The sequence below is a fragment of the Nocardioides islandensis genome (assembly GCF_015352455.1).
In the GTDB taxonomy this organism is placed as follows: Bacteria; Actinomycetota; Actinomycetes; order Propionibacteriales; family Nocardioidaceae; genus Nocardioides; species Nocardioides islandensis.
Map to the genome: position 1 here is coordinate 88,777 of NZ_JADKPN010000007.1, position 23,494 is coordinate 112,270.

Annotated in this window: 27 protein-coding genes; 14 read left to right on the forward strand and 13 right to left on the reverse strand. The window is 72.2% G+C overall.

What is annotated here, in order from left to right; translation table 11 throughout:
- The first annotated feature begins 159 nt into the window (after window positions 1-159).
- The gene (locus ISU07_RS12920) at window positions 160-477 is read left to right on the forward strand and encodes a YqcC family protein (protein WP_194707214.1); all 318 of its coding nucleotides are present in this window, start codon (window positions 160-162) and stop codon (window positions 475-477) included.
- 25 nt (window positions 478-502) lie between these two features.
- Window positions 503-1,087 (forward strand): GNAT family N-acetyltransferase, encoded by a 585-nt coding sequence (locus ISU07_RS12925; protein WP_194707215.1) that lies wholly within the window; start codon window positions 503-505, stop codon window positions 1,085-1,087.
- 18 nt (window positions 1,088-1,105) lie between these two features.
- On the opposite strand, the gene ISU07_RS12930 is transcribed toward ISU07_RS12925, so the two are convergent.
- Complete coding sequence (locus tag ISU07_RS12930; RefSeq protein WP_323742584.1) at window positions 1,106-2,596, reverse strand: LCP family protein; 1,491 nt, start codon at window positions 2,594-2,596, stop codon at window positions 1,106-1,108.
- 177 nt (window positions 2,597-2,773) lie between these two features.
- Here ISU07_RS12930 and ISU07_RS12935 point away from each other — a divergent pair, with 177 nt between their 5' ends.
- Window positions 2,774-4,132 carry an LCP family protein gene (locus tag ISU07_RS12935; RefSeq protein WP_228521825.1) on the forward strand — a complete coding sequence of 453 codons (1,359 nt, stop codon included), beginning with the start codon at window positions 2,774-2,776 and terminating at the stop codon, window positions 4,130-4,132.
- Here the strand turns inward: ISU07_RS12935 and paaI are convergent.
- From paaI to ISU07_RS12950, 3 genes are read right to left on the reverse strand one after another with little or no spacing between them, the layout of a single operon-like run.
- Window positions 4,129-4,572: a hydroxyphenylacetyl-CoA thioesterase PaaI gene (gene paaI, locus ISU07_RS12940; RefSeq protein ID WP_323742585.1), complete on the reverse strand. Its 444-nt coding sequence runs from the start codon at window positions 4,570-4,572 to the stop codon at window positions 4,129-4,131. The genes ISU07_RS12935 and paaI overlap by 4 nt on opposite strands.
- The gene (locus ISU07_RS12945) at window positions 4,569-5,273 is read right to left on the reverse strand and encodes a dienelactone hydrolase family protein (protein WP_194707217.1); all 705 of its coding nucleotides are present in this window, start codon (window positions 5,271-5,273) and stop codon (window positions 4,569-4,571) included. The genes paaI and ISU07_RS12945 overlap by 4 nt, the downstream gene beginning before the upstream one ends.
- A 22-nt stretch (window positions 5,274-5,295) precedes the next feature.
- The gene (locus ISU07_RS12950; protein WP_194707218.1) at window positions 5,296-6,480 is read right to left on the reverse strand and encodes an acyl-CoA dehydrogenase family protein; all 1,185 of its coding nucleotides are present in this window, start codon (window positions 6,478-6,480) and stop codon (window positions 5,296-5,298) included.
- Between the two features lie 23 nt (window positions 6,481-6,503).
- Here ISU07_RS12950 and ISU07_RS12955 point away from each other — a divergent pair, with 23 nt between their 5' ends.
- Window positions 6,504-6,923, forward strand: coding sequence for a CoA-binding protein (locus tag ISU07_RS12955; RefSeq protein WP_323742586.1), 420 nt, complete (start codon window positions 6,504-6,506; stop codon window positions 6,921-6,923).
- Window positions 6,924-7,044: 121 nt separating this feature from the next.
- Window positions 7,045-8,166 (forward strand): potassium channel family protein, encoded by a 1,122-nt coding sequence (locus ISU07_RS12960; RefSeq protein ID WP_194707219.1) that lies wholly within the window; start codon window positions 7,045-7,047, stop codon window positions 8,164-8,166.
- Between the two features lie 123 nt (window positions 8,167-8,289).
- On the opposite strand, the gene purE is transcribed toward ISU07_RS12960, so the two are convergent.
- The 6 genes from purE to ISU07_RS12990 all read right to left on the reverse strand — a co-directional run bounded on the left by purE (window position 8,290) and on the right by ISU07_RS12990 (window position 12,730).
- Window positions 8,290-8,781: a 5-(carboxyamino)imidazole ribonucleotide mutase gene (gene purE / locus ISU07_RS12965; RefSeq protein WP_194707345.1), complete on the reverse strand. Its 492-nt coding sequence runs from the start codon at window positions 8,779-8,781 to the stop codon at window positions 8,290-8,292.
- 32 nt (window positions 8,782-8,813) lie between these two features.
- Window positions 8,814-9,998 carry a 5-(carboxyamino)imidazole ribonucleotide synthase gene (locus ISU07_RS12970; RefSeq protein ID WP_194707220.1) on the reverse strand — a complete coding sequence of 395 codons (1,185 nt, stop codon included), beginning with the start codon at window positions 9,996-9,998 and terminating at the stop codon, window positions 8,814-8,816.
- Window positions 9,999-10,019: 21 nt separating this feature from the next.
- The gene (locus tag ISU07_RS12975) at window positions 10,020-10,334 is read right to left on the reverse strand and encodes a winged helix-turn-helix domain-containing protein (protein ID WP_194707221.1); all 315 of its coding nucleotides are present in this window, start codon (window positions 10,332-10,334) and stop codon (window positions 10,020-10,022) included.
- A 79-nt stretch (window positions 10,335-10,413) separates the two neighbouring features.
- Window positions 10,414-11,433, reverse strand: coding sequence for an adenylate/guanylate cyclase domain-containing protein (locus tag ISU07_RS12980; protein ID WP_194707222.1), 1,020 nt, complete (start codon window positions 11,431-11,433; stop codon window positions 10,414-10,416).
- A complete protein-coding gene (locus ISU07_RS12985; RefSeq protein ID WP_194707223.1) occupies window positions 11,420-11,923 on the reverse strand; it encodes a PH domain-containing protein in 504 nt (167 codons plus the stop codon). The genes ISU07_RS12980 and ISU07_RS12985 overlap by 14 nt, the downstream gene beginning before the upstream one ends.
- 33 nt (window positions 11,924-11,956) lie before the next feature.
- Window positions 11,957-12,730: a biotin--[acetyl-CoA-carboxylase] ligase gene (locus ISU07_RS12990; RefSeq protein WP_323742587.1), complete on the reverse strand. Its 774-nt coding sequence runs from the start codon at window positions 12,728-12,730 to the stop codon at window positions 11,957-11,959.
- A gap of 19 nt (window positions 12,731-12,749) precedes the next feature.
- On the opposite strand from ISU07_RS12990, the gene ISU07_RS12995 reads away from it, so the two are divergent.
- The 7 genes from ISU07_RS12995 to ISU07_RS13025 all read left to right on the forward strand — a co-directional run bounded on the left by ISU07_RS12995 (window position 12,750) and on the right by ISU07_RS13025 (window position 18,506).
- The gene (locus ISU07_RS12995) at window positions 12,750-14,363 is read left to right on the forward strand and encodes an acyl-CoA carboxylase subunit beta (RefSeq protein WP_456093963.1); all 1,614 of its coding nucleotides are present in this window, start codon (window positions 12,750-12,752) and stop codon (window positions 14,361-14,363) included.
- A complete protein-coding gene (locus ISU07_RS13000) occupies window positions 14,360-14,569 on the forward strand; it encodes an acyl-CoA carboxylase subunit epsilon (RefSeq protein ID WP_194707225.1) in 210 nt (69 codons plus the stop codon). Before ISU07_RS12995 ends, ISU07_RS13000 begins: the two co-directional genes overlap by 4 nt.
- A 1-nt stretch (window position 14,570) precedes the next feature.
- The gene (locus ISU07_RS13005) at window positions 14,571-15,251 is read left to right on the forward strand and encodes a GDSL-type esterase/lipase family protein (protein WP_194707226.1); all 681 of its coding nucleotides are present in this window, start codon (window positions 14,571-14,573) and stop codon (window positions 15,249-15,251) included.
- A 141-nt stretch (window positions 15,252-15,392) separates the two neighbouring features.
- Complete coding sequence (locus ISU07_RS13010; protein ID WP_194707227.1) at window positions 15,393-15,644, forward strand: nickel-binding protein; 252 nt, start codon at window positions 15,393-15,395, stop codon at window positions 15,642-15,644.
- A 100-nt stretch (window positions 15,645-15,744) separates the two neighbouring features.
- The gene (locus ISU07_RS13015; RefSeq protein ID WP_194707228.1) at window positions 15,745-16,260 is read left to right on the forward strand and encodes a hypothetical protein; all 516 of its coding nucleotides are present in this window, start codon (window positions 15,745-15,747) and stop codon (window positions 16,258-16,260) included.
- A 25-nt stretch (window positions 16,261-16,285) separates the two neighbouring features.
- Window positions 16,286-18,163, forward strand: coding sequence for a BTAD domain-containing putative transcriptional regulator (locus tag ISU07_RS13020; protein WP_194707229.1), 1,878 nt, complete (start codon window positions 16,286-16,288; stop codon window positions 18,161-18,163).
- A 49-nt stretch (window positions 18,164-18,212) separates the two neighbouring features.
- Window positions 18,213-18,506, forward strand: coding sequence for a hypothetical protein (locus ISU07_RS13025; protein ID WP_194707230.1), 294 nt, complete (start codon window positions 18,213-18,215; stop codon window positions 18,504-18,506).
- A 19-nt stretch (window positions 18,507-18,525) separates the two neighbouring features.
- Here ISU07_RS13025 and ISU07_RS13030 read toward each other — a convergent pair whose 3' ends face one another.
- The gene (locus tag ISU07_RS13030) at window positions 18,526-18,858 is read right to left on the reverse strand and encodes a VOC family protein (protein WP_194707231.1); all 333 of its coding nucleotides are present in this window, start codon (window positions 18,856-18,858) and stop codon (window positions 18,526-18,528) included.
- A gap of 81 nt (window positions 18,859-18,939) precedes the next feature.
- Here ISU07_RS13030 and ISU07_RS13035 point away from each other — a divergent pair, with 81 nt between their 5' ends.
- Window positions 18,940-19,812: a sigma-70 family RNA polymerase sigma factor gene (locus ISU07_RS13035; RefSeq protein WP_194707232.1), complete on the forward strand. Its 873-nt coding sequence runs from the start codon at window positions 18,940-18,942 to the stop codon at window positions 19,810-19,812.
- Here ISU07_RS13035 and ISU07_RS13040 read toward each other — a convergent pair.
- Together ISU07_RS13040 and ISU07_RS13045 are read right to left on the reverse strand one after the other, a co-directional pair.
- Window positions 19,775-20,911 (reverse strand): winged helix DNA-binding domain-containing protein, encoded by a 1,137-nt coding sequence (locus tag ISU07_RS13040; protein ID WP_194707233.1) that lies wholly within the window; start codon window positions 20,909-20,911, stop codon window positions 19,775-19,777. The genes ISU07_RS13035 and ISU07_RS13040 overlap by 38 nt on opposite strands.
- Complete coding sequence (locus ISU07_RS13045) at window positions 20,908-21,885, reverse strand: helix-turn-helix transcriptional regulator (protein ID WP_194707234.1); 978 nt, start codon at window positions 21,883-21,885, stop codon at window positions 20,908-20,910. Before ISU07_RS13045 ends, ISU07_RS13040 begins: the two co-directional genes overlap by 4 nt.
- Before the next feature lie 61 nt (window positions 21,886-21,946).
- Here ISU07_RS13045 and ISU07_RS13050 point away from each other — a divergent pair, with 61 nt between their 5' ends.
- Entirely contained in the window at window positions 21,947-23,431 is a 1,485-nt protein-coding gene (locus ISU07_RS13050) for an MFS transporter (RefSeq protein WP_194707235.1), read from the forward strand.
- Window positions 23,432-23,494: the final 63 nt, after the last annotated feature.

A 23,494-nucleotide genomic window follows, 5' to 3' on the forward strand; every position in this document is an offset into this window, starting at 1 on the left:
AGTGGTCGGAACCATCTTCGATGGCACGGACGCGGACTGGCTCTCGGAGCTGATGGTCTACCCGGCGGGCTTGGGCGTCGGCTGGGGGCTGGTCAACGTCGGCCGGGCGATGCTTCCGGACAGGTGGCGCCGAGCCAGGTCCCCGGAGGGATAGCCGGCATGGCCGACCTGGCTGCCTTCGCGGACGCGCTCGCCGGGCTGGAACGAGCGTTGGTGGACGCCGGCCTGTGGGAGGTCGACGAGCCGACAGCCGAGGCCATGGCCGACGCCGGCGCGTTCGGGATTGGCGCGATGACCTTCGGGCAGTGGCTGCGGTGGGTCCTCGTACCGCGAGCCCACCAGGCCTTGGACGCCGGCGTGCTGCCGGGGTCGAGCAACGTCGCGGCGTACGCCGTCCGCGAGCTCGACGGCACTCCCTCCGGCGACCGCCTGGTCGAGGCGCTGGCCGCGTTCGACGCCGCGGTGGAGAGCCGCTGAATGGCGCTGCGGGATACTCCCGCGCATGGAGGTGTCCATACGCCCTCTGACGGGGAGTGAGTGGCCGGCGGCGCGTGCTCTGCTCCATCGCGCCTTCGTCGACGAGCCCTTCACCGTGGAGATGTACGGTCCGGCGATCCTGGATCGGTGGGGTGGGTCCTGGAGCCTCTATGCCGGGCTACGGGGTGACGACCCGACGGTCGTCCTGGGCGCTCATGCGAGTGACGTGCTGGTCGGCGTCGTCATGGGAAGCCCGGCCGGGCGTTGCCGGCTGTGCCACGTGGCGGCGCGCGAGCCGCGGCCCGACGACCACCACCTCGCCATCGACTGGCAGTTCCACCAGAACGCCGCCCACGTCCATGCCCAGCTCGGGGAGCACGCCTGGGTCGACAAGGCTGCCGTCGAACCGGCCCTTCACGGCCTGGGCATCGGGCGCCGGCTGCTCGAGGCACTGGCCACCGCCCTCGAGAGCGAGGAGCCGACGGAGCTCGTCCTCGAGTGCGCCCCCGATCGGGTCGCCTTCTACGCCGGCCTGGGCTACGAGGTGCACAGCACCTTCACCGATCCTGCAGGCCCCGATGCGTACTCGATGCGACGCAGGATCGGCTGACACACCCCGGACCCTCGGTCAGCAGGCGGCTCCGAGGTCGTCGGCCTGGTTGGCGGCGTACCCGTTGCTGAGGTTCCCGACCGAGCCACCGGTGACGACCTGCGGGGGCGCAGGGGTCGGGTCCGGGGCGGGCGTGGGGTCGGTGGCCGGGGTGCCGGCGTCGGCGGGAGTGGACGCCGGCGCCTCGCTCGTGGCCGGCGGGGCGGCCTCCTGGGTCTGCGGCTCCGGGGTCTGGCCCTCGGCGCGGGCGATCGCGGTGGTCACCATGGTCCGGATCGTGGGGATGTCCGGATGCGCCGTGACCACCATCGGGGGGACCAGGGACACGGTGGAGACCTTCTGGCCGCGGGCCTTGAGGGCGAGGGAGATGAAGCGGTCGACCTCGCTGGGCGGGATGTTGGTGGAGATCATCGCCGAGGAGGCGTTGGCGATCGCCTCGAAGTTGGTGACGGCCGTCTGCGGGCTGATCTGCTTGAGCATCGCGCCCATCACGCACTTCTGGCGGGCCATCCGGGAGTAGTCGTCCGAGCCGTCGCGGGCGCGGGCGAACCAGAGCACGTCGTGGCCGTCGAGCTTGCGGAGGCCCGGCTGGATGTACCCGGTCACGTCGCTGCCGAGGCCGCCGACCGGGATCGGCTGGCGGACCCGGAGGGTGACGCCGCCGACGGCGTCGACGAGGTCGCGGAAGCCCTGGAGGTTCACCATCGCCCAGTAGTTGATCTTCAGGCCGGTGATGCCCTGGATGGCCATGATCGTGGCGTCCACGCCGGGGTGCTTCGACTTCCCGAAGAGGGCGGTGTGGTCCTCGGCCCAGGTGCTCACGCCGTTGAGGTAGCAGCCCTCGCAGGAGAAGCCCTTCGGGAACTGCTTGGCCATCACCGAGCCCTTGGCGAACGGGAAGTCGGCCATGTTGCGCGGGAGGCCCACCAGCACGGTGCGGCCGGTCTCCTCGTCGATGCTCGCGATCGTCATGGAGTCCGGGCGCAGGCCCCAGCGGCCGGCGCCCGAGTCGCCACCGAGTAGCAGCACGTTGAAGCGGCCGTGGTGCGCGGAGGTCACCTCGCTGCCGGAGAACATGGTGAGGATGAAGTCGCGCTGCACGCCCACGATGTGCGCGCCGAAGAGCAGGGTGCCGGCGACCGAGAAGCACAGGATCCCGTTGACGCCGACGACCGTACGGCGGTGGCTGAGGTTCAGTGACAGGGGTTGGCCGAGCCGCCACGCGTCCACCAGGAGAGCGGCCCAGCCGACGGCGAGCGCCATCAGCACGAACCGCAGCAGGTTGAGCAGCGCTGTGTCGGAGGCGGCCCAGAAGACGTACTCGTGCCACAGCAGCCCGGCGGGGATGCTCAGCACCAGCAGCGTGACGGCCACCATCCACGTACGCATCGCGAACCGCCCGACCTGCCGGTTGCCCGCGACCAGCTGGGCGGAGCCGGGCACGACCAGCGTCATCGTCATCAGCATCAACGCGCGCCGGTAGCGGATGTGGGCGGCCCGGTCGCGCACCGTGGTACGCGGGTGGGCCGGATCTGACCCGGGGGAAGATGCGGGCGGCATCGAGCGGTGCCTCTCGTGCTGGGGAAGGAGCGTGAGACGTGCCCAGTATCACCAGTCACACCCGTCCCACCGGGGTACGACGCGCCGACACGGTCCGGCAGGGGTCCAGGCGGTACCGTCACCGCCATGACGGCTACTCCCCCGGGCCACGGCCCGGGCGACGGCGCGCCCGAGGAGGGCACGCCGGAGTACGAGTGGCTCTACGGCGCGGGGGGCCAGAGCGCTGACCAGTCCGCAGACCCCGGTCGGCCGTCGTCGTCCGGCCGCCACCGGGCTGCGCCACCACCCCCGGACGACGCCACCCGGCCCGTCCCCCGCCAGGAGCGCGCCCAGCCGCCGCGCTCCGAGGAGCGCCCCGAGGAGACCCGGGTCATGGAGATCCATCCCCCCTCGCAGTCCCGGACCCCGATGAACCCGCGCGAGCGGCGTTCCCTGCTGCGCGCCGAGGCCGACGACACCCAGGCGCGCCGCTCGACACGGCCCACGCCGCCCCCCGTCGCGCCCCCACCGCCACCGAGCCGTTCCCGTGGCCGGTTCCGGCCGCGCTTCCGGTTCCGCTACATCTTCCTGCTCCTGCTGCTGTGGCTCGTGTTCCTCGTCGTGGTGCCGCTGATCGCCTGGAACAAGGTGACCAAGGTCGACGCGATGCCCTCCGGCGACCGGCCCGCCGACCAGCCGGGCACGACGTACCTGATCGTGGGCAGTGACTCCCGCGCCGACCTGACCGCGGCGCAGCGCAAGGAGCTGAACACCGGCGGCGACGTCGGCCAGCGCACCGACACGATCATGCTGCTGCACACCGGGTCCGGGCCGAACCTCCTGATGTCGATCCCGCGCGACTCGCTGGTCCCGATCCCGGGCCACGGCACCACCAAGATCAACGCGGCCTACGCGTACGGCGGGCGCAAGCTGCTGATCCGCACCGTCGAGGCCAACACGGGCATCCGCATCGACGACTACGTCGAGATCGGGTTCAGCGGTTTCGTGGGCCTGGTCGACGCGGTCGGCGGCATCGAGATCTGTCCCAAGGAGGACATGGTCGACGCGGACGCCAACCTGCGGATCAAGAAGGGCTGCCAGGACGTCGACGGCAAGGTCGCGCTGGCCTACGCGCGCTCGCGCCACGCGCAGCAGCTCGGCGACCTGGACCGCGCCGCCCACCAGCGCGAGGTCGTCGCGGCCGTGGGCAAGAAGGCGATCTCGCCCTTGTCGGTCGTGAACCCGTTCCGCTACTGGAACCTGAACATGGCCGGCGCGGACTTCGTCACCGTCGACAACGACATGAGCCCGCTGGCCGCCGCCCAGTTCGCGATGGCGATGACCAAGGTCAACGGCAGCGACGGCCTCACCTGCGGCGTGCCCATCACCGACCTCGCCGTCCACTGGGACCAGGCGCGGTCCAAGGACATGTTCCAGCGCATCATCGAGGACGACACCGGCGGCATCGGCAAGGACCTCTGCACGCCGTCGGGCCTCGTGCGCTAGGTGAACGAGCCGCCGATCTCGCGGCTGTGGCCGACGAACGTGGCCACGACGGTGTCGCCGCCCGGCCCGTGACTGGTGACCTCGACGTCGTACACGCCTGACCTGCCCTCCCGCGACCGCTCCGTCGCGGTCGCGGTGAGGACGTCGCCGAGGTGGGTCGGGGCGCGGAACCGTACCTCGGCCCCGGCGGCCACCGTCTGCCGGTCGTAGCTGTTGCAGGCGAAGGCGAACGCCGAGTCGGCCAGGGTGAAGGTCAGGCCGCCGTGTCCGATGTCGTGGCCGTTGACCATGTCCTCGCGGACCGTCATCCGCAGCACCGCGCGGCCGGGTCCGACCTCGACGATCTCCATGCCGAGCGACTGGCTCGCCCGGTCGCCGGCCCACATCGCGGCGGCCGACGCCTCCGCGACCTCCTGGGCCACGTCGTGGGGGACCGTCACCGGATCGTGCGGGCGAGCAGCTCCTCGAGCACGCGGTAGTGCCGCTCGGCGCCCTCCTCCTGGTAGGCCGGCGTGTCGTTCATCGTGTAGCCGTGCGGGGCGTTCGGGTAGACGTCGTTGATGAACACCCGGCCGGCCCCGGAGAGCGTCTCGCCCAGCGTGCGCACGGCCTCCGGAGGCATCCCACGGTCGTGGTCGGCGTGCCCGAACGCGAACTCCGCCCGGGCGTGCGCCAGCCCGCGGTGCGGGCTGAGCTCGTCGTCGGTGACCAGCCCACCCCCGTGCCAGCCGCCGACCGCGGCGATGTCGTCGGGATGAGCCGTGGCGGTGCGCACGGCGAGCCGGGCGCCCATGCAGTAGCCGGTGGTGCCGAACGGCCCGTCCGCGGCACGCTCGCGCAGGGCGGCGAGGTACGCCGGGGCGTCGGCGAGGAGCTGGTCCGGCGTCAGCCCCTTGACCCGGTCGAAGACGTGCTCACGTTCGTCGACGAGCTCGGCGACGGTGCCGTTCCGGTGGAACACGTTGGGGGCCAGCACCGTGTAGCCCCAGCCCGCGATCCGCTCCAGCATCATCTCGATCTGCGGCCGCAGCCCGTAGGCGTCCATGAAGAAGAGGACACCGGGCGCGCTGCGGTCGTCCGGTCCGGCGACGTAGGCCTCGGCCGTGCCATCCGGGACCGGGATCTCGATGGAGGTCGTCACCGTCGCAGGCTAACCCCGGTGGTCAGGGCAGCTCGGACTGGATCCCGGAGAGCAGCTGGCGGGCCATCACGATGCGCTGCACCTGGTTGGTGCCCTCGTAGATCTGGGTGATCTTGGCGTCGCGCATCATCCGCTCGACCGGGTAGTCGCGGGTGTAGCCGTAGCCGCCGAGCACCTGCACGGCGTTCGTGGTCACCTCCATGGCGACGTCCGAGGCGTAGCACTTCGCCGCCGCACCGAAGAACGTGAGGTCCTTGTCGCCGCGCTCGGACCGGCCGGCCGCGGCGTAGGTGAGCTGGCGGGCGGCCTCCACCTTCATGCCCATGTCGGCCAGCAGGAACTGAAGCCCCTGGAAGTCCGCGATCGGCTTGCCGAACTGCTGGCGCTCCTTCGCGTACGACAGCGCGTAGTCGACCGCGCCCTGCGCGACGCCGACGGCCTGGGCCGCGATGGTGACCCGGGTGTGGTCGAGGGTGCGCATCGCGGTCTCGAAGCCGGTGCCCTCCTCGCCGATGATCCGGTCGGCCGGGATGCGCACCTGGTCGAGGTACACCTCGCGCGTCGGGCTGCCCTTGATGCCCAGCTTCTTCTCCGGCGCCCCGAAGGAGACGCCCTCGTCGGACTTCTCGACCACGAAGGCCGAGATCCCCTTGGCCCGGGCACTGGACGGATGATCGGGGTCGGTCACGGCCATCACGGTGTAGTACTCCGAGACGCCGGCGTTGGTGATCCAGCGCTTGACGCCGTCGAGCACCCAGTCGTCCCCGTCGCGCACCGCGCGGGTCTTCATGGCGGCGGCGTCGGAGCCGGCGTCCGGCTCGGAGAGGCAGTAGGAGAAGCCGCCCTCACCCGAGGCGAGCTTGGTCAGGTACTTCTTGCGCAGCTCCTCCGAGCCCGAGAGCAGCACCGGCATCGAGCCGAGCTTGTTGACCGCCGGGATCAGCGAGGACGCCATGCAGACCCGGGCGATCTCCTCGATCACGATCACGGTGGCCAGCGCGTCGGCGCCCGCGCCGCCGTACTCCTCCGGCACGTGCGGGGCGTGGAAGTCGGCGGCCTGGAGCGCGTCCGCGGCCTCCTGCGGGTACCGGGCGTTCTCGTCCACGTCCGCGGCGTACGGCGCCACCTTGGCCTCGCACAGGTCCCGGACGGCCTCCCGGATCGCCTGGTGCTCCTCGGAGAGCGCGAAGAGGGGGTACTCACTCATGGGGCCAGCCTAGGCTCGGCGACGTGAGCGAGTGGCAGCGGCAGGAGTGGGTGGACCTGATGCTCGACGAGTGCGAGACGTGGGCCGTGATCGGGCTCCACGACCCGCGCCGCACGGCGTACTCGATCGCCGAGCTGCTCCAGCGGAAGGGGAAGCGCATCGTGCCCATCCACCCGCTCTGCGGCCCGGGGTGCGAGCCGGTGCTGGGCGAGCCCGGGTACGCCCGGCTGGCCGACGTCCCCTTTCCGGTCGACGTGGTCGACGTGTTCCGGCGGTCGTCGGCCGCCGGTGAGTTCGCCGACCAGGCGGTGCAGGTCGGCGCACGCGGGGTGTGGTTTCAGCTGGGCGTGATCGACGAGGACGCGTTCCGCCGCACGGTGGCCGCCGGGACGCCGATGGTGATGGACACCTGCCCGGCGATCGAGTACCGCCGCCGGTCCTGACGTACGAAACGTCCGTCTCGCGCCTCCTTGACCTGGGCCAAGTGTCATGACGAGGGCCCGAACCTCTGACAGGATGAACCGGTCATTTCTGTCTCGGGTCCGCAGGTGAACAGGGGGACGCATGCGCCTACGCGCCCGGGGCCTCGTGACCGCGCTCTTCGCGGCCCCGCTGCTGCGCAGGATCGGCTACCACGTCCAGGTGATGACCCGGAACGTCGACAAGACGTTCTTCGTCCGGCTGTTCGCCGGGCTGTTCTTCGTGGTGCTGGTCGCTGCTCTCGGCGTCAACGCCTTCGAAGGGGACCGCTCGAGCGTCGGCGGCTGGTTCGGCGACCTGGGCGAGAACTTCTACTGGGGCGTGACCACGGTGATGGGCGCCGGCGACTCCTCGCACGTGACGTCCGTCGTCGGCTTCGTGATCAGCTGGCTGCTGGTGCTGTTCGGCGTCGCGATCGTCGCGACGATCACCGGAGCCCTCGTCGGCTTCCTCATCGACTTCTTGCTGAAGGAGGGTCAAGGCATGGGTGCCTCTGGCTACCGCGACCACATCGTGGTGTGCGGCTGGAACTCCACCGCCCGGGAGCTCATCGCCGAGCTCGACGGCGACGACTACGACCGCAAGATCGTGCTCATCCACGAGGCGGACAAGAACCCCGGCGGACCGGGGGTGTACTTCGTCAACGGTGACGTGACGAGCGCCGACGACCTGCGCCGGGCCGGCATCGAGGAGGCGATGGCCGCGGTCGTCTGCCCCGCCGACGCCTCCAACGAGGCCGACATGCGCTCCATCCTCACCGTGATGGCGATCGAGTCGATCGCCCCGCAGGTGCGGACCGTCGTGGAGGTCAACAACCCGGCTCACGTCGAGCACTTCCGGCGTGCCAAGGCCGACGAGATCATGGTGACCTCGCGGATCGCCTCGCGGCTGCTGGCCCGCTCCTCGCTGTACCCCGGGCTGGCCGAGCTGGTCACCGACATCGTGTCCGGCGGCGAGGGCTCGGAGCTCTACCGCGTGAACCTCCCCGACGAGTACATCGGGCTGACCATCGACGAGCTCTCGTCCAAGCTCCGCTCCGAGCACAAGGCCACGCTGCTGGCCATCGGCCGCGGCGGGCGCGCGTTCGTCAACCCGCACCCCGAGTTCCGCCTCGAGATCGGCGACGACGCCCTGGTCGTGGCCGAGTCCCTCGGCACGCTCGAGCCGATGGACGCCGACTACACCGAGACCTCGCCCGCGACCTGACCGTCATGGTGGTCGAGCCGTGAGGCCGGCCACGGCCGAGCGCGTCGAGACCTCGCCTGGACGCTCACCGGGTCTCGACACCGCCTCGCCTAGCGGCTCGGCGGGCTCGACCAGCATGAAGCGTCAGAAGCCCAGCCTCTGCGGGCTGTTGGCCTGGCGGCGCACGACCGCGCCCTTCTCCTGGGCCTCGGTCCTCAGCCGGGCCTGGAAGTCCGACATCTGCTGGCGCAGGCCCTCGTCGGAGGCGGCCAGGATGCGGACGGCGAGCAGACCGGCGTTGCGGGCGCCGCCGACGGCGACGGTGGCGACCGGGACGCCGGCGGGCATCTGCACGATCGACAGCAGGGAGTCCAGCCCGTCGAGCTGCTTGAGGGGCACCGGGACGCCGATGACCGGCAGCGGCGTCACCGAGGCGAGCATGCCCGGCAGGTGGGCGGCTCCGCCGGCGCCGGCGATGATCACCCGCAGCCCGCGTCCGGCGGCCTCCGTGCCGTAGGCCAGCATCTCGGCGGGCATCCGGTGCGCGGAGACGACGTCGGCCTCGAACGGCACGCCGAACTCCTCCAGCGCCTTCGCGGCGGCCTCCATGACCGGCCAGTCCGAGTCCGAGCCCATCACGATCCCGACGAACGGCTCACTCACGGGACTCACTCACTCTCGTCTCCCAACTCGCCGGCGAACCACGCCGCCGCGTGCCGTGCCCGCTGCAGGCAGTCGGCCAGGTCCTCACCGTAGGCGTTCACGTGCCCGACCTTGCGGCCCGGGCGCAGGTCCTTGCCGTAGAGGTGCACGCGCAGCTGCGGGTCGCGGGCCATCGCGTGCCGGTACCCGTCGTACAACCGGCCCGTCTCGTGCTGGTCGACGGTGGGGCCGCCCAGGATGTTGACCATGACCGTCCACGTCGACCGGGGCGCCGGCGACCCGAGCGGGAGGTCGAGCACGGCGCGCAGGTGGTTCTCGAACTGCGAGGTCACCGCGCCGTCCTGGGTCCAGTGGCCGGTGTTGTGCGGCCGCATGGCCAGCTCGTTGACCAGGATCCGCCCGTCGGTGGTCTCGAAGAGCTCGACCGCGAGCACACCGGTGACGTCCAGCTCGCCGGCCACCCGGAGCGCCAGCCGCTGCGCCTGGCCCGCCAGCGCCGGGTCCAGGTCCGGTGCCGGGGCCACGACCTCCGTGCAGATGCCGTCGGTCTGGAGCGACTCCACGACCGCGTACGCCGCCGCCTGCCCGCTCGGCGACCGCACGACGAGCGCCGAGAGCTCGCGCCGGAAGTCGACGCGCTCCTCGGCGAGCAGCCGTACCCCGGCCGCGTCGGCCACGGCGAACGGCTCGATGCACTCCTCGGCCGAGGTCACGAACCAGACGCCCTTGCCGTCGTACCCGCCCCGGGTGGTCTTCAGGACGCACGGCAGCCCGAACGCCTCGACGTCGGCGACGGTCCTCACGACCGCGTTGCGCGGACACGGGACGCCGAGGTCCCGGAGGCGCTCGCGCATGACTGCCTTGTCCTGGGCGTGCACGAGGGCGGCGGGGCCGGGCCGGCAGGCGACGCCACCGGCGGTCAGCGTCTCGAGGTGCTGGGTCGGGACGTGCTCGTGGTCGAAGGTGACCACCTCGCAGTCGCGGGTGATCGCGGTGAGCGCGTCGAGGTCGCGGTAGTCGCCGACCTCGTGGTCGGGGATCACCTGCGCGGCGGACACGTCCGGTCCCTCGGCCAACAGCCGCAGCGGGATGCCGAGGGCAGCGGCCGGCTCGGCCATCATCCGCGCCAGCTGGCCCCCGCCGATGACGGCGACGCGCGGCGCGCGCGAGGACCCGTCCGTCGGAGGCACGGCGTCAGCGTAGTGACGCCCTCACACCTCGACCGGAGCGGCCACCTCGAACCGCAGGCCGCGGCCCCGGATGGTGCTGATCAGGCTCGGGCGACGGGAGTCGTCGCCGAGCTTGCGGCGTACCCAGCCCAGGTGCACGTCGATGGTCTTCGACGAGGTCCAGAAGTTGGCGCCCCACACGTCGCGCATCAGCTCGTCGCGGCTGACGATCTCGCCGGGCCGGGAGACCAGGGCGTGCAGCAGGTCGTACTCCTTGCGGGACAGCACGATCTCCCGTTCGGCGCGCCAGACTCGGCGTGCCGACGGGTCGACACGGACGTCCTGGACCTCGAGCACAGGGAAACGGTAGGAAAAACGCCGGTCCGGCGAGGCAAAACGGCGAAACTGGGTGCGGTCGGCTAGTGCCCGTGACGACTCAGTGGCGGCGTACGGCGACGGGTTCGAGCAGTCCGAACCCCCGGACCGGCCGCGCGGGCAGCCTCCGGGCCTCGAACTGGTCGGGCGGGAGCAGGTCGGCGGTGGCCTGGTCCACGATCACCCGGTTGCGCCGGGCGACGCCGGTGAGCCGCGAGGCGAGGTTGACCGGGGGGCCGAAGACGTCACCGAGCCGCATCACCACGGATCCGCTGGCCAGGCCGACGCGGACGTCCGGCATCCGCGAGTCGCGGCCGACCACGGTGATGATGCCCTCGGCCGTGTCGTAGGCGCGGATCGGGTCGTCGTTGACGAACAGCACCGCGTCGCCGAGCGTCTTGATGACCCGGCCGCGCTGGCCGGCGACCACGTCGGCGCAGCGCGACTCGAAGAGCTCGACCATGTCGCCGATCCGGCTCTGGGTGAGCTCGTTGGTCAGCTCGGTGAAGCCGACGATGTCGGCGAACCCGACCGTCATCGGCACCGAGCGCAGGTCCGCGTCGTTCGCGCCGAGCGCCTCGACCCGCGCGACGGCTGCCGCGAGGTGCCGGCGCCAGACGTAGACCAGCAGGCGCTCGAACGGCTCGTTCATGTGCTCGATCAGGTGCAGACCGGCCCGCGCGCGGCTGCCGGTGGCCTCGTCGCCGCCCTCGATCTCCTGCACGCGGTGCACGAGCGTGGCGACCTCCCAGTCCGCCAGCCTGGCCATCGTCTGGCCGACGGCGCGGGTCAGGGTGACGGCCATGTCGAAGTCGATCAGCCCGCCGTCGACCTGGCTCACCAGCGTGGAGACGGCCTCGGCATCCGATGCGGTGAACGCGACCTCCAGGCCGCGGTCGGGGAAGCCGAGCGCGCGCCACAGCCGGCTGGCCTGCTCGAGGGTGACGCCGGTCCGCTCGGCGACCTCGGACGCGCTGTAGACCGGGTCCTCGCCGAGGATGGCGAGCTCGAGGTCCTCGGCGGAGGGGCGGGCGTAGGGGCGGGCGTCCCGATCGTCTGCCGGCTCCTCAGATCCCTTCATTGCCGGGGATGCCGTCGTGCAGCTTGTGCAGCAGGTCGTTGAGGACGCGTTGCCGCTCCTCGACGCGCGGGATGTCGTGCAGCGGGACCTGGCCGTGCGTGCTGGCGTCGCTGATCACGAGCGTGCCGCAGCCGAGCAGCCGGTCGATGAGGTCCTTCTCGTACGCGACGTCGCTCACGCGCGTCAGCGGGATGTCGTGGCCACGACGGGTGATCACGCCGGAGCGGGTGATCAGGCGGCGGTTGGTGACGGCGTACCCCGCCACCAGCCAGTTGAGGAACGGCCACACCGACAGCCACAGGATCAGCGCCAGCGCGAGCAGCCAGATGATCAGGCTGACCGTGGAGTTGTCGATGGCCTTGTCGAGGAACACGGCCACCGCGAGCGCCACGACCAGCGCGAGGAAGGGCAGGATCAGCGCCTTCGGGTGCGTCCGGGTGTCGAAGACGATCTGCTCGCCCTCGTTCAGCAGGTTCTTCGAGATGGCCACGTCGTCATCGTGCCAGAGAGAGCCGCCATGCGGTCACGTGATCGTGGCGTGCACGACGTCCCCGGCCGAGACCGGGACGACGCCGTCGGGACCGGCCACGAGCAGGCGGCCGCCCTCGTCGATGCCGGTGGCCTCGCCGCTCAGCGTGGAGCCGGTGGGCAGCTCCACCCGTACCTCCCGCCCGACGGTGGCGCACGCCCCGGCGTACGCCGTGCGCAGCGCCCCGAGCTCGCCGCGCTCGAAGGCGTCGTACTCGGTGCGCAGCCTCTCGAGCAGCGCGGACAGCAGCTCGGTGCGGTCGACGTCGTACCCCTCGACCGCCAGCGACGTGGCCGTCTCCAGCGGCAGCTCGTCGGCGGTCATGCCGACGTTGATGCCGATGCCGACGACCACCGCCGGGCCGCCGGCCAGCTCGATGCGCTCGGTCAGGATCCCGGCCAGCTTGCGGTCCTCGAGCAGCACGTCGTTGGGCCACTTCAGCGCGGCGGGGGCACCGAGCCGGCGCAGCGCCAGCGCCGCGGCGTACCCGGTGAGCAGCGGCAGCCACGGCCAGTCGGACGCGGGCGCGCGCGGCGTGAGCAGCACCGACACGGTGAGGGCGGAGCGGGCCGGCGTCTCCCAGGTACGGTCCAGCCGGCCGCGCCCCGCGGTCTGGTGCTCGGCCACGACGACCAGCCCCTCGCCCGCTCCGGAGCGGGCGCGGTCGGCCACCACCGCGTTGGTCGACGGCGCCTCGTCCAGCACCTCCACCGACCAGTCGGTGGGTGTGACCAGGCGGTCGAGGTCCAGCGGAGGGCGATCCGTCACGGGCACTACATTGGCCCAGGTGAGCGCATCTGTGCATCCGGGCGAAGGGACAGACGTCCCGCAGGACATCGACATCCACACGACGGCCGGCAAGCTCGAGGACCTCGACCGGCGGCTCGACGAGGCGGTCCACGCGGGCTCGGCGAAGGCGATCGAGAAGCAGCACGCGAAGGGCCGCAAGACGGCCCGCGAGCGGATCGCGCTGCTGTTCGACGAGGGCTCGTTCGTGGAGCTCGACGAGCTGGCGAAGCACCGGTCGACGGCGTTCGGGCTGGAGAAGAAGCGGCCGTACGGCGACGGCGTGGTCACCGGCTACGGCACCGTCGACGGCCGCCAGGTCTGCGTGTTCTCGCAGGACTTCACGATCTTCGGCGGGTCGCTGGGCGAGGTCTACGGCGAGAAGATCACCAAGGTGATGGACCTCGCCATCAAGACCGGCTGCCCGATCGTCGGCATCAACGAGGGCGCCGGCGCGCGGATCCAGGAAGGCGTGGTCTCGCTCGGGCTGTACGGCGAGATCTTCCGCCGCAACGTGCACGCCTCCGGCGTCATCCCGCAGATCTCGATGATCATGGGCTCCTGCGCGGGTGGTCACGTCTACTCCCCCGCGGTCACCGACTTCACCGTGATGGTCGACGGCACCTCGAACATGTTCATCACCGGCCCGGACGTCATCAAGACGGTCACCGGCGAGGACGTCACGATGGAGGAGCTCGGCGGCGCACGCACCCACAACACCAAGTCCGGCAACGCGCACTACATGGGGTCCGACGAGGAGGACGCCATCGAGTACGTCAAGGCGCTGCTCTCCTACCTCCCGCCCAACAACCTCGACCCGGCGCCGTCGTACGACGAACCGGCCGACCTCGACTTCTCCGACCTCGACCGGTCGCTCGACACGCTGATCCCGGACTCGCCGAACCAGCCCTACGACATGCACGACGTGATCACCGCGACCGTCGACGACGAGGAGTTCCTCGAGGTGCAGGCGCTGTTCGCGCCGAACATCATCGTCGGCTTCGGCCGCGTCGAGGGGCACCCGGTCGGCGTGGTCGCCAACCAGCCCATGCAGTTCGCCGGCACCCTCGACATCGACGCCTCGGAGAAGGCCGCGCGGTTCGTGCGGTTCTGCGACGCCTTCAACATCCCGGTGCTCACGTTCGTCGACGTGCCCGGCTTCCTGCCCGGCACCGACCAGGAGTGGAACGGCATCATCCGCCGCGGCGCAAAGCTGATCTACGCCTACGCCGAGGCGACCGTCCCGCTGGTCACCATCATCACGCGGAAGGCCTACGGCGGTGCCTACGACGTGATGGGCTCCAAGCACCTCGGCGCCGACATCAACCTGGCCTGGCCGACCGCCCAGATCGCGGTGATGGGTGCGCAGGGCGCGGTGAACATCCTCTACCGCAACCAGCTCAAGGAGGCCGACGACCCCGAGGCGCGTCGCGCCGAGCTCGTGACCGAGTACGACGACACGCTGGCCAACCCGTACATCGCGGCCGAGCGGGGGTACGTCGACGCGGTCATCTCCCCCCACGAGACCCGCGTCGAGGTCGTCCGCGCGCTGCGGCTGCTGCGCACCAAGCGCGAGACGCTGCCGGCGAAGAAGCACGGGAACATCCCGCTGTGAGCGAGACCCAGCCCGTCCTGCGCATCGTCAAGGGCGACGCGACGCCCGAGGAGGTCGCCGCCCTGGTGGCGGTGATCGCGTCGATGGGCGGCGGCGAGCCGGCGACGCCGAAGCCGCGCAGCACCTGGTCCCACCCGGCCCGCGGCGTGCGGTCCGTGCACCGACACGGCCCCGGCGCCTGGCGGGCGTCCGGGCTGCCGCGCTGACGTGCGCACCGAACCGGACGCCGTACGCGTCCTCTGCTTCGGCGACTCCAACACCCACGGCACGCCCGCCGACGACCCGGAGTACGTGCGGCTCGACGCCGACGTCCGCTGGACCGGGCGGCTCCAGACGCTCCTCGGCGCCGGCTACGAGGTCGTCGAGGAGGGGTTGGCCGGGCGGACCACGGACATCGACTACGTGGACCGGCCGCACTGCAACGGCCGCACCGCCTTCCCGATGGCCCTGCTGTCGCACCACCCCTTGGACGTCGTGGTGGTGATGCTGGGCAGCAACGACTTCAAGACCTGCTTCGACGGGCGGTCCGCGGCCACCATCGCGGGGGCGCTGCACGGGTACGTCGACGACGTGGCCACCTACGTCACCGACCGACAGGGACGTACCCCGGCGCTGCTCCTGCTCAGCCCGATCCTGCTCGACGACAGCATCACGGCGTACGTCGACCCGACCGGCAACGGCTTCGACGACCGCAGCCTGGAGGCCTCCCGGGCGCTGGCCGGCGAGATCCGCACGGTCGCGCAGGAGCGCGGCGTGCTGTTCGCCGACGCGGCCTCGGTCGCCCACGCCGGCGGCGACGCCCTGCACCTCACCGCCGACTCGCACCAGCCCCTGGCCGAGCTGGTGGCAGAGATCGTTCAGGGCACCCGCACGCCGCCGACGGAGTAGTCCCTGCCGACGGGGCGAGCAGCCGACCGCCCCGTCTCGACATCGGCGTACCTCTCACACCTCCCGTCACACGCCGGGGCGGTGTCGTGGTGCCTCGAGCCCGGCGACCGTCGCCGGCACGAGCACGAAAGGCACACCGACATGACCCTCTTCATGGACGCCCACACCATCGAGGGCGGCGTCTCGATCACCGACGTCGCGGCCGCCCACGCAGCCGACCTGGCCACCCAGGACTCCCACGGCGTCAACTACGTCCGCTACTGGGTGGACGAGGCGGCCGGCAAGATCTTCTGCCTCGTCGAGGCGCCGGACGCCGACGCGGCAGCCGCCGTGCACCGCGAAGCCCACGGCCTCGTCGCCGACGAGATCTACACGGTCACCGAAGGCGTCTGACACCTCCACCGGGCAGCGGCGTGGCTCCGAGCCCGCCGCTGCCCCCGACCGCCGTACCGCACACCCACGCACCACACCACCAAGCAGGAGCTCGACACCCATGGACCCGATGACCACCTACCTCGCGCGCGCCGTCATCCAGGCGCGGCTGGACGCCGCCGAGGAGCAGCGCCCCGGACGGATGATCCTGGCCGCCCGACGAGACGCACGGCGCCGCAGACGACGATCGGCCGTCGCGGCGTGGTGGCACCACCCACCGTGGCGACGTGCTCGCGTCGAGCTCCCGGCCCTCGCGACCGCGGCGACACCGCCGCTGCTCCCGCCGTCCGTCGAGGCCGCACGACTGCTGGACGCGACCGCCCACCGGGTGGCCGAGGGCGGGACCGGGTGCGAGGCCGCCGTGCTCCGGGCCATGTCCGAGGTGGCGGCCGCCACGGCCCCCGGGGCCGCTGCGGCGCTCGTCGACGCGACAGGATCCGAGACATCCAGGCTCCGCGCGTTCGGCATCGTGCACGCCCACCTGGTCGACGTGCTGGGCCCGCCGGAGCACGCGCTCCTCCTCGACCTCGTGGAGGGCCGACGCGACGGGGCGGCGCCCGAGCGACAGGTGGCGTGATGCGATCTGTGCCACGCTGCGGCCCGTGAGCCCGACCGACGCGGACAGCGCCCGGTACCCGGCGTCGGGGCTCACGGTCCACCTGCTCGGGCGGCCCCGCATCGACGTGGACGGCGCACCGGGCTATCGCTACCGGAGCCGCAAGAGCTGGGCCTTGCTGGCCTTCCTGCTGCTCTCCGAGCGTGCGCCCACACGCAGCCGGCTGGCGTCCCTGCTCTTCGCGGAGGCCGACGACCCGCTGGGGGCGCTGCGGTGGTGCCTGGCCGAGATCCGCCGGGCCCTCGGGCCGGCTGCGGTCCTGGACGGCGATCCCGTCAGGATCTCCCTGCCTCACGGTGCCACCGTGGACGTCGACGTGCTCGTCCGCGGGCACTGGAGCGCCGCGATCCAGCTGCCGGGCCTCGGCAGCGACCTGCTCGACGGGATCGGCATCGCCCACGCAGAGGCCTTCGAGTCGTGGCTGCTCTCCGAGCGTCGGCGGGTGGCTGCCGCCTCGGAGTCGATCCTGCACGAAGCGGCCGTCGGGCTGCTCGCGCGCGGCGAGCTCGACCGGGCCCGGGAGCTGGCCGTGCGCGCCGCCGTGATGAGCCCGCTGGACGAGAACATCCAGGCGCTGCTCATCCGGCTCTACCGGTTGTCCGGGGACGACGACGCGGCCCGCCGCCAGTACGACGCCTGGTCAGCCGTCGCGGAGCGCGAGCTCGGCGCCCCGCCAGGAGCCCCGGTCCTGCTCGCGATGCGGGAGGGCCCCCGGGCCGCACGCGAGACACCGGCGGCCTCGCTCCACGCCGTGACCGAGGCGGGATCCGCGGCCGTCTCTGCGGGCGCGCTCGCGGCAGGGGTGGCGTCGTTCGAGAACGCCGTCGTGCTCGCCGACCGCAGTGGAGCCGACAGCGACCGCATCCAGGCCAGGTTGGTGCTGGCCGAAGCACTCATCCACACCCTCGGAGGGCTGGACGAGGCCGGCATCACCACCCTCAACGAGGCCGAGCGCATCGCCGTCGCCAGTGGCGATCGCGACGCGACGACGCGCGTCCAGGCGGAGGTCGGGTACGTCGACTTCCTGCGCGCCCGCTACGACCGCGCCGAGCGGTCCCTCGGCCAGGTCCTCGACGAGGAGACGGCCAGCGCGTCGGTGCGGGCCAAGGCGATGACCTACCTGGGCTCGGTGGCCAGCGACCGGGCCGACTACCCGAGGGCCGTCGACCTCCTGACCGACGCCGTCGAGCGATCGCACTCGGTCGGCGAGCCGCGCCGCGAGGCGTTCGGCCTCTCCATGCTGGGCCGCGTCAGCCTGTTGCGTGGCGACCTGGTCGAGGCCACCGAGACCCTGGAGCGGGCCATCGACCTCGGCGCGCGCGACCACTGGCTCTCCTTCCTGCCCTGGCCGCAGGCACTGCTGGGGCAGGCCTGGCTGGGCCTCGGCGACCTGGACGCGGCGCACCGGACCCTCGACCAGTCCTTCGCGCGCGCCTGCCAGATCGGTGACCCGTGCTGGGAGGGCATCTCGGCGCGAGGACTGGCTCTGCTGGCGGAGGCCCGGGACGACCCGGACCGTGCCCTTTCCCTGCTCCTCGACGCACGTACCCGCGCCAACCGGCTGGCCGACCCGTACGTCTGGCTGGACGTCTACATCCTCGACGCACTGTGCGAGATGGGCCGCCGCCACGCGCATCCTCAGACCGCCGCGTGGGCCGAGGCCATGCTCGACCGCGCCTCCCGGACCGGCATGCGCGAGCTGACCGTCCGCGCCCTGCTGCACCGGGCGGACTCGAGGGTGCCGGGGGACGCCGAAGCGGCGGTGCTCCTGGCCGCGGACATCGACAACCCCCGGCTGGTCCCGCTGGTGGCGGCGGTCGGCGAGACCTCACACCCCGGGTCACACGGTCGGGCGATGTCCTGAGGGCTCAGGCCCGGCGACCAGCGCCGGGCCGCGCACCGAAGGACGTCCCATGACCGTCTCCACGCAGTCCACGACCACGATCCCGACCCCAGGCTCACCCACCGGCCCCGGAAGCCGGGACGGCTCCCGGTGGGTCCGCGCCCGCCGGCTCGGCGGCTACGCCGCAGGGCTCCTGCTCGTCGCCGGCGCCGGCGCGCTCATCCTGAGCGGGCCGTCCGCCTACGAGGCGGACGACGGCGGCGGCTCGGCGTACACCCGCCCCACCCCGGCCCTCGGCGGCCAGACCCTCGCGGCGTACGTCGCGGACCACCAGGACGCCCGCCTGAGTCGGCAGGCGGGCTGAGCGGGACGGCGCACCGGGCTCAGGCCGGGTCCTGGATCAGCCCGATGCGGTTGCCCTCGGGGTCGGCGACGACGGCCACCAGCCGGCCGCCGCCGACGTCCTGCGGCTCCTTCACGCGCGACCCGCCCGCGTCGACGACGCCGGACATCGCGGCGTCGATGTCGGACGTGTGCCAGTAGGCGACCGACCCCTTGTCGGCCGGGTCCTGGACGGGCGTGAGGCCGACCTCGTGGTCGCCGTCGGTCCAGCCGACGTAGTACGGCGAGTCGGTGGACGGGTCGCCGAGGATGGCCGACCAGGCGGCCTTGGCCGCGGCCAGGTCCTCGACGACGGTCAGCACGGTCTTGAACATGACGGGGCTCTCCTTCGTTGTCACGAATCGGTTCGGTGGTTCGTCACAGGAGTGACGAGCCCGCCGAGGAGGATGTGACCGATGACCGACGAGATCCTGCTGGCCGAGCAGTTCGAGGCCGAGCGACCCCGGGTGCGCGGCCTGGCCGCCCGCATGCTGGGCAACGACGCGGCCGCCGACGATGCCGTCCAGGAGGCCTGGATCCGGCTGGTCCGGACCGACCAGCGAGGCGACGAGATCGACAACCTCCCGGGGTGGCTGACCACCGTCGTGTCGAGGATCTGCCTGGACGTCCTGCGCAGCCGTACGGCGCACCGGGAGGACGCCTTCGCCGACGACGCCGACGTGGTCGACACCGCCCCGACGCCCGAGGAGCAGGTCGAGCTGGTCGACGCGGTCGGCCAGGCCATGACCGTCGTGCTGGACACGCTCGCCCCCGCCGAGCGGCTGGCCTACGTGCTCAAGGACGTGTTCGCCGTGCCGTTCGACCAGATCGCGCCGATCATCGGCCGCTCCGAGGTGGCCACGCGCCAGCTGGCCAGCCGCGCCCGTCGGCGGCTCCAGGAGCCCGAGCCGCGCGAGGACCTGGCCGCCGCGGACGCGGCCGTCGTGGACGCGTTCATGGCGGCGTCCCGGGACAACGAGTTCGCCGCCCTCCTCGAGCTGCTCGACCCGGACGCCGAGGTGCTGACCGACCAGGCCGCCGCGGCGATGGGCTCGCAGGCGACCTACCTCACCGGCAGCAGGAACATCGCGGAGTTCTTCGCCGGGCGCGCCAAGGCCGCCCTGCCCGCCACCCTCGACGGCGGCGCGGCCTCCTGCTGGCAGCACCTCGGCGAGGTCAAGGTGGTCTTCGCCTTCACCGTGGTCGACGGCAAGGTACGCCAGATCGAGCTGCTGGCCGACCCGTCGGTGCTCACGCGTGTGGGCCGACGGTCACCTCGCCGATCGTGAGCGTCGCGTCGCCCTCGAGGACCTCGCCCAGCCGGGCGACCTGCTCCTCCAGGGCGGCGACCCGGGCCTTCAGAAGCCGCCGCAGCGGCTCGACCGTGACCGCGATCCGCCGGCCCGACCGCTTCTGGTGCCAGACGCCGGCCACCTCACCGTCGACGAGCAGCACCGGGTAGTTGCCCGCCTGGCCCGACGGCACCAGCGCCCGCTCGGCGGCCCGGCCGGGAAACAGCCGGTGCCGCGGACGGCTGCCGACGACGAACGCGTCGAAGTACGGCAGCAGCCGCACCCCGCCCGGCTGCTCCCCGTCGTACCTCGCACCCCTCAGGTCGTACGCCGGCTCGCCGTCGAGCTCGACCCGCTCCAGGTCCGCGTGGCCGGACATCCGCTCCGTCGCCCACGCCGGCGTGCAGCCGAACCACGGCGCGAAGCTCGCCGGCGTCGCCGGGCCGTAGCCCCGCAGGTACGAGGAGATCGCCCAGTCGACCGCCTGGTCGGCGTCCACCTGCTCGGTGTCCGGCGGCCTGGTGTAGGTGACCTTGCGGTCCCGGTCCGGCCCGTAGCAGAGCGCTCCGGCGTACGCCGCCCGGTCGGTCGCCTGGCGCCACCTCGGCCAGAGCGTCTGGAAGGCGGGCATCACGGGCTCGGCCGCCCACGCCCCCGCGAGGTCGCCGACCGCCTCGGTGAGCTCGTCGACGGTCAGTGCGGCGTCGGTGAGCGCCGTGCGGATCGCGTCGATGACCGTCGTCGTCTCCTCCGCCGACATCCGCACGCCGTCGGGGAACGGGCTCTGGTGCGGGACCGCTCCGAGCGCGGCCATCCACCGGCCGAGGTCGGCGGTCGGCAGCAGGTGCACCGTGCCGCGCGGGCCGAACGTCTTCACGAGCGACTGCTCCTCCCACAGCGCGCGGCGGACGTCGGCCCGCGTCGCCCCCTCGACCCGCACGGCCGCCGACACCTCGGCCGCGGACAGGATCTGCGCGTGCACGCCGCTCACCGCTGCGGCGACCTCGGCCACCGTGGTGTCCGACGCGAAGGGCGCCGCCAGGCCGTGGTGGGCGAGGCGCCGGGCGTTCGCCTGCTCCCAGGTGACCGTCCTCACCGGGACGCCCGCGCGTAGCGACCGGCCAGGCGTGCGACCGCCTCGGCCAGCTCGGGCGACTCGACGACCTCGAAGTCCGCGTCGAGCACGCCGATCCAGAACGCCAGGTCCGCGTGCGTGCGCGCGCCCATCGTCAGCAGGCACGCGGCGTCACCGCGCGGCTCCACGCCACCGCCCTCCAGCCACGGCCCCATCCGGGCGACGACGTCCTGCGCCGGCAGCCGCACCAGCACCTTGCCGTAGGCCTGCTGCTGCACGGCGCGGATCTTGGAGGCGACCCACTGCGCGACGTCCTCGGCCGGCAGGTCGCGCAGCCGGAACCGGTGACCGGTGGACCGGGTCTCCTTGAGCCGGTCCACGCGGAACGTGCGCCAGTCGTCGCGTTGTGGGTCGAAGGCGACGAGGTACCAGCGGCGTCCCCAGTTGACCAGCCGGTACGGCTCGACCTTCCGCTCCGAGCCGGCACCCGAACGGTCGCTGTAGTCGAACCGGATCAGCTCGCGGTCGCGGGCGGCGTTCGCGATGAGGGTCAGCAGGTCACCGTCGACGGCCGGGCCGCGGGAGTAGGGTGCCACTCGCGCCGTGTGCGACTGGAGCGCGTCGACGCGGTGGCCGAGCCGCTTCGGAAGCACCTGCTGGAGCTTGGTCAGCGCCCGCAGGGCGCTCTCCTCCATCCCGCTGACCGCGCCGCCGCTCGCCGTACGCAGGGAGACGGCCACGGCGACGGCCTCCTCGTCCTCCAGGAGGAGCGGCGGCATGGCCGTGCCGGCCACGAGTCGGTAGCCGCCGATCGGCCCGCGGGTGGCCTCGACGGGGTAGCCCAGGGCACGCAGCCGCTCCACATCGTTGCGGACGGTCCGCGTCGTCACGTGCAGCCGGGAGGCCAGCTCGGGACCCGGCCACTCGCGCGGCGTCTGCAGCAGGGAGAGGAGCGAGAAGAGCCGTCCCGACGTCGCGGTTGGTGTCTCTGACATGACTCGAAGATTACCTGCAATGAGGAACGAAACGTTCCTGATCGGTTCCTAGGTTGAGGCCATGACAACTCAGACCCTCGAACGGCCCACCGCGGTCGTCAGCGAGCAGCCGGAGAAGCACGAGACGAGCAAGTGGATCGGCTTCAGCGTGATCCTCAGCGCGATGATCCTGAACATCCTGGACTCGACGATCCTCAACGTCGCGGCCCCGTCGATCCAGCGTGACCTGACGCTGTCGGCGTCCGCGCTGGAGTGGATCGCCGCGGCGTACACGTTGGCGATCGCGGTCGGCCTGCTGGCCGGCGGTCGTCTCGGCGACGCGTTCGGCCGCAAGCGGATGCTGATGACCGGGCTCGTCGGGTTCGTCGCGTCGTCGGTGCTCTGCTCGGTGGCCTGGTCGGCGGACGTGCTGGTCGCGGGCCGGGTGGCCCAGGGGCTGGCGGCGGCGCTGATGATCCCGCAGACGTTCGGGCTGATCCGGGACGTGTTCGGTCCGGCCGAGATCGGCAAGGCGTTCGCGGCCTTCGGCCCGGCGATCGGGCTCTCGACGGTCCTCGGCCCGGTGGTCGCCGGCCTGCTCATCAAGCTGGACGCGTTCGGCACCGACTGGCGCTCGCTGTTCCTCATCAACGTCCCGGTCGGACTGTTCGCGATCGTCGTCGGCCGCAAGGTCCTGCCGGACTCCGAGCCCGCCCACCGCGGCGCCCGACTCGACTGGGTCGGCCTGGCCCTGACCGCGGCCGTGAGCTTCCTCGTGGTGTTCCCGCTGGTCGAGGGGCGGACCCTGGGCTGGCCGGTGTGGCTGGTCGCCGTGGCCGCCGCCGCGGTCCCGCTGCTGGTCGTGGTCGGCAAGCGTCAGCAGGGCCGCATCGCGCGGGGGGAGACGCCGCTCGTCGAGCTCAGCGTGCTGCGCAAGCGGTCGTACGTGTCGGGCGTCGTCTTCACGATGGTGTTCTTCGGCAGCATCGTCGGGTTCTCGCTGACGACCGGCCTGTTCCTCCAGATCGGGCTGGGCATGACCCCGATGAGGGCCGCGCTCTACCTCGCCGGCTTCGCCGTGGGCGCGTTCTTCGGCTCCGGTGTCGGCGCCTGGGCCACCACCGCGGTCGGCCGCCCGATCCTGCACGTCGGCCTGGCCATCATGGGCGTCGGGACGTTCGTCCTCTACGCCTCGGTCCGCGGCGCCGCCGACATCGGCTGGCTGCAGCTGGTGCCCGGCATGGTGGTCTACGGCCTCGGGATGGGCATGATCTTCGTCCCGCTGTTCAGCATCATCATGGGCGAGATCGAGGACCACGAGGTCGGCTCGGCCTCCGGGATGCTCGAGTCCTTCCAGCAGCTCGGCGCCTCGATCGGCGTGGCCGCCCTGGCGACGCTGTTCTTCGCCACCATCAAGCTGGAGGACGGCGGCCCGGTCGCCGCGGCCGTGGCCGGTCGGCACGTGCTCGCCGCCGAGCACACCCTGCTGGTCTCGCTGGTGCTGATCGCGGTGGCCTTCGCCATCGGGTTCCTGCTGCCGAAGAAGGCCCGCGCGATGGGTCACTGAGGCCACCCACCTCAGCGTTTCGTCTGCGGTCTCGCCTGGCCTGTCACGCCGGGCGGCCGCAGA

What these genes read in the sequence shown, in the direction of transcription:
- ISU07_RS13025 (WP_194707230.1), top strand. Translation starts at nt 18,213, where the DNA reads ATGACCGTCTCCACGCAGTCCACGACCACGATCCCGACCCCAGGCTCA.
- ISU07_RS12950 (WP_194707218.1), bottom strand. Translation starts at nt 6,480, where the DNA reads ATGAGTGAGTACCCCCTCTTCGCGCTCTCCGAGGAGCACCAGGCGATC.
- ISU07_RS13010 (WP_194707227.1), top strand. Translation starts at nt 15,393, where the DNA reads ATGACCCTCTTCATGGACGCCCACACCATCGAGGGCGGCGTCTCGATC.
- ISU07_RS13050 (WP_194707235.1), top strand. Translation starts at nt 21,947, where the DNA reads ATGACAACTCAGACCCTCGAACGGCCCACCGCGGTCGTCAGCGAGCAG.
- ISU07_RS13015 (WP_194707228.1), top strand. Translation starts at nt 15,745, where the DNA reads ATGGACCCGATGACCACCTACCTCGCGCGCGCCGTCATCCAGGCGCGG.
- purE (WP_194707345.1), bottom strand. Translation starts at nt 8,781, where the DNA reads ATGGGCTCGGACTCGGACTGGCCGGTCATGGAGGCCGCCGCGAAGGCG.
- ISU07_RS12960 (WP_194707219.1), top strand. Translation starts at nt 7,045, where the DNA reads ATGCGCCTACGCGCCCGGGGCCTCGTGACCGCGCTCTTCGCGGCCCCG.
- ISU07_RS13045 (WP_194707234.1), bottom strand. Translation starts at nt 21,885, where the DNA reads ATGTCAGAGACACCAACCGCGACGTCGGGACGGCTCTTCTCGCTCCTC.
- ISU07_RS12920 (WP_194707214.1), top strand. Translation starts at nt 160, where the DNA reads ATGGCCGACCTGGCTGCCTTCGCGGACGCGCTCGCCGGGCTGGAACGA.
- ISU07_RS13035 (WP_194707232.1), top strand. Translation starts at nt 18,940, where the DNA reads ATGACCGACGAGATCCTGCTGGCCGAGCAGTTCGAGGCCGAGCGACCC.
- ISU07_RS12980 (WP_194707222.1), bottom strand. Translation starts at nt 11,433, where the DNA reads ATGAAGGGATCTGAGGAGCCGGCAGACGATCGGGACGCCCGCCCCTAC.
- ISU07_RS13030 (WP_194707231.1), bottom strand. Translation starts at nt 18,858, where the DNA reads ATGTTCAAGACCGTGCTGACCGTCGTCGAGGACCTGGCCGCGGCCAAG.
- ISU07_RS12925 (WP_194707215.1), top strand. Translation starts at nt 503, where the DNA reads ATGGAGGTGTCCATACGCCCTCTGACGGGGAGTGAGTGGCCGGCGGCG.
- ISU07_RS12935 (WP_228521825.1), top strand. Translation starts at nt 2,774, where the DNA reads ATGACGGCTACTCCCCCGGGCCACGGCCCGGGCGACGGCGCGCCCGAG.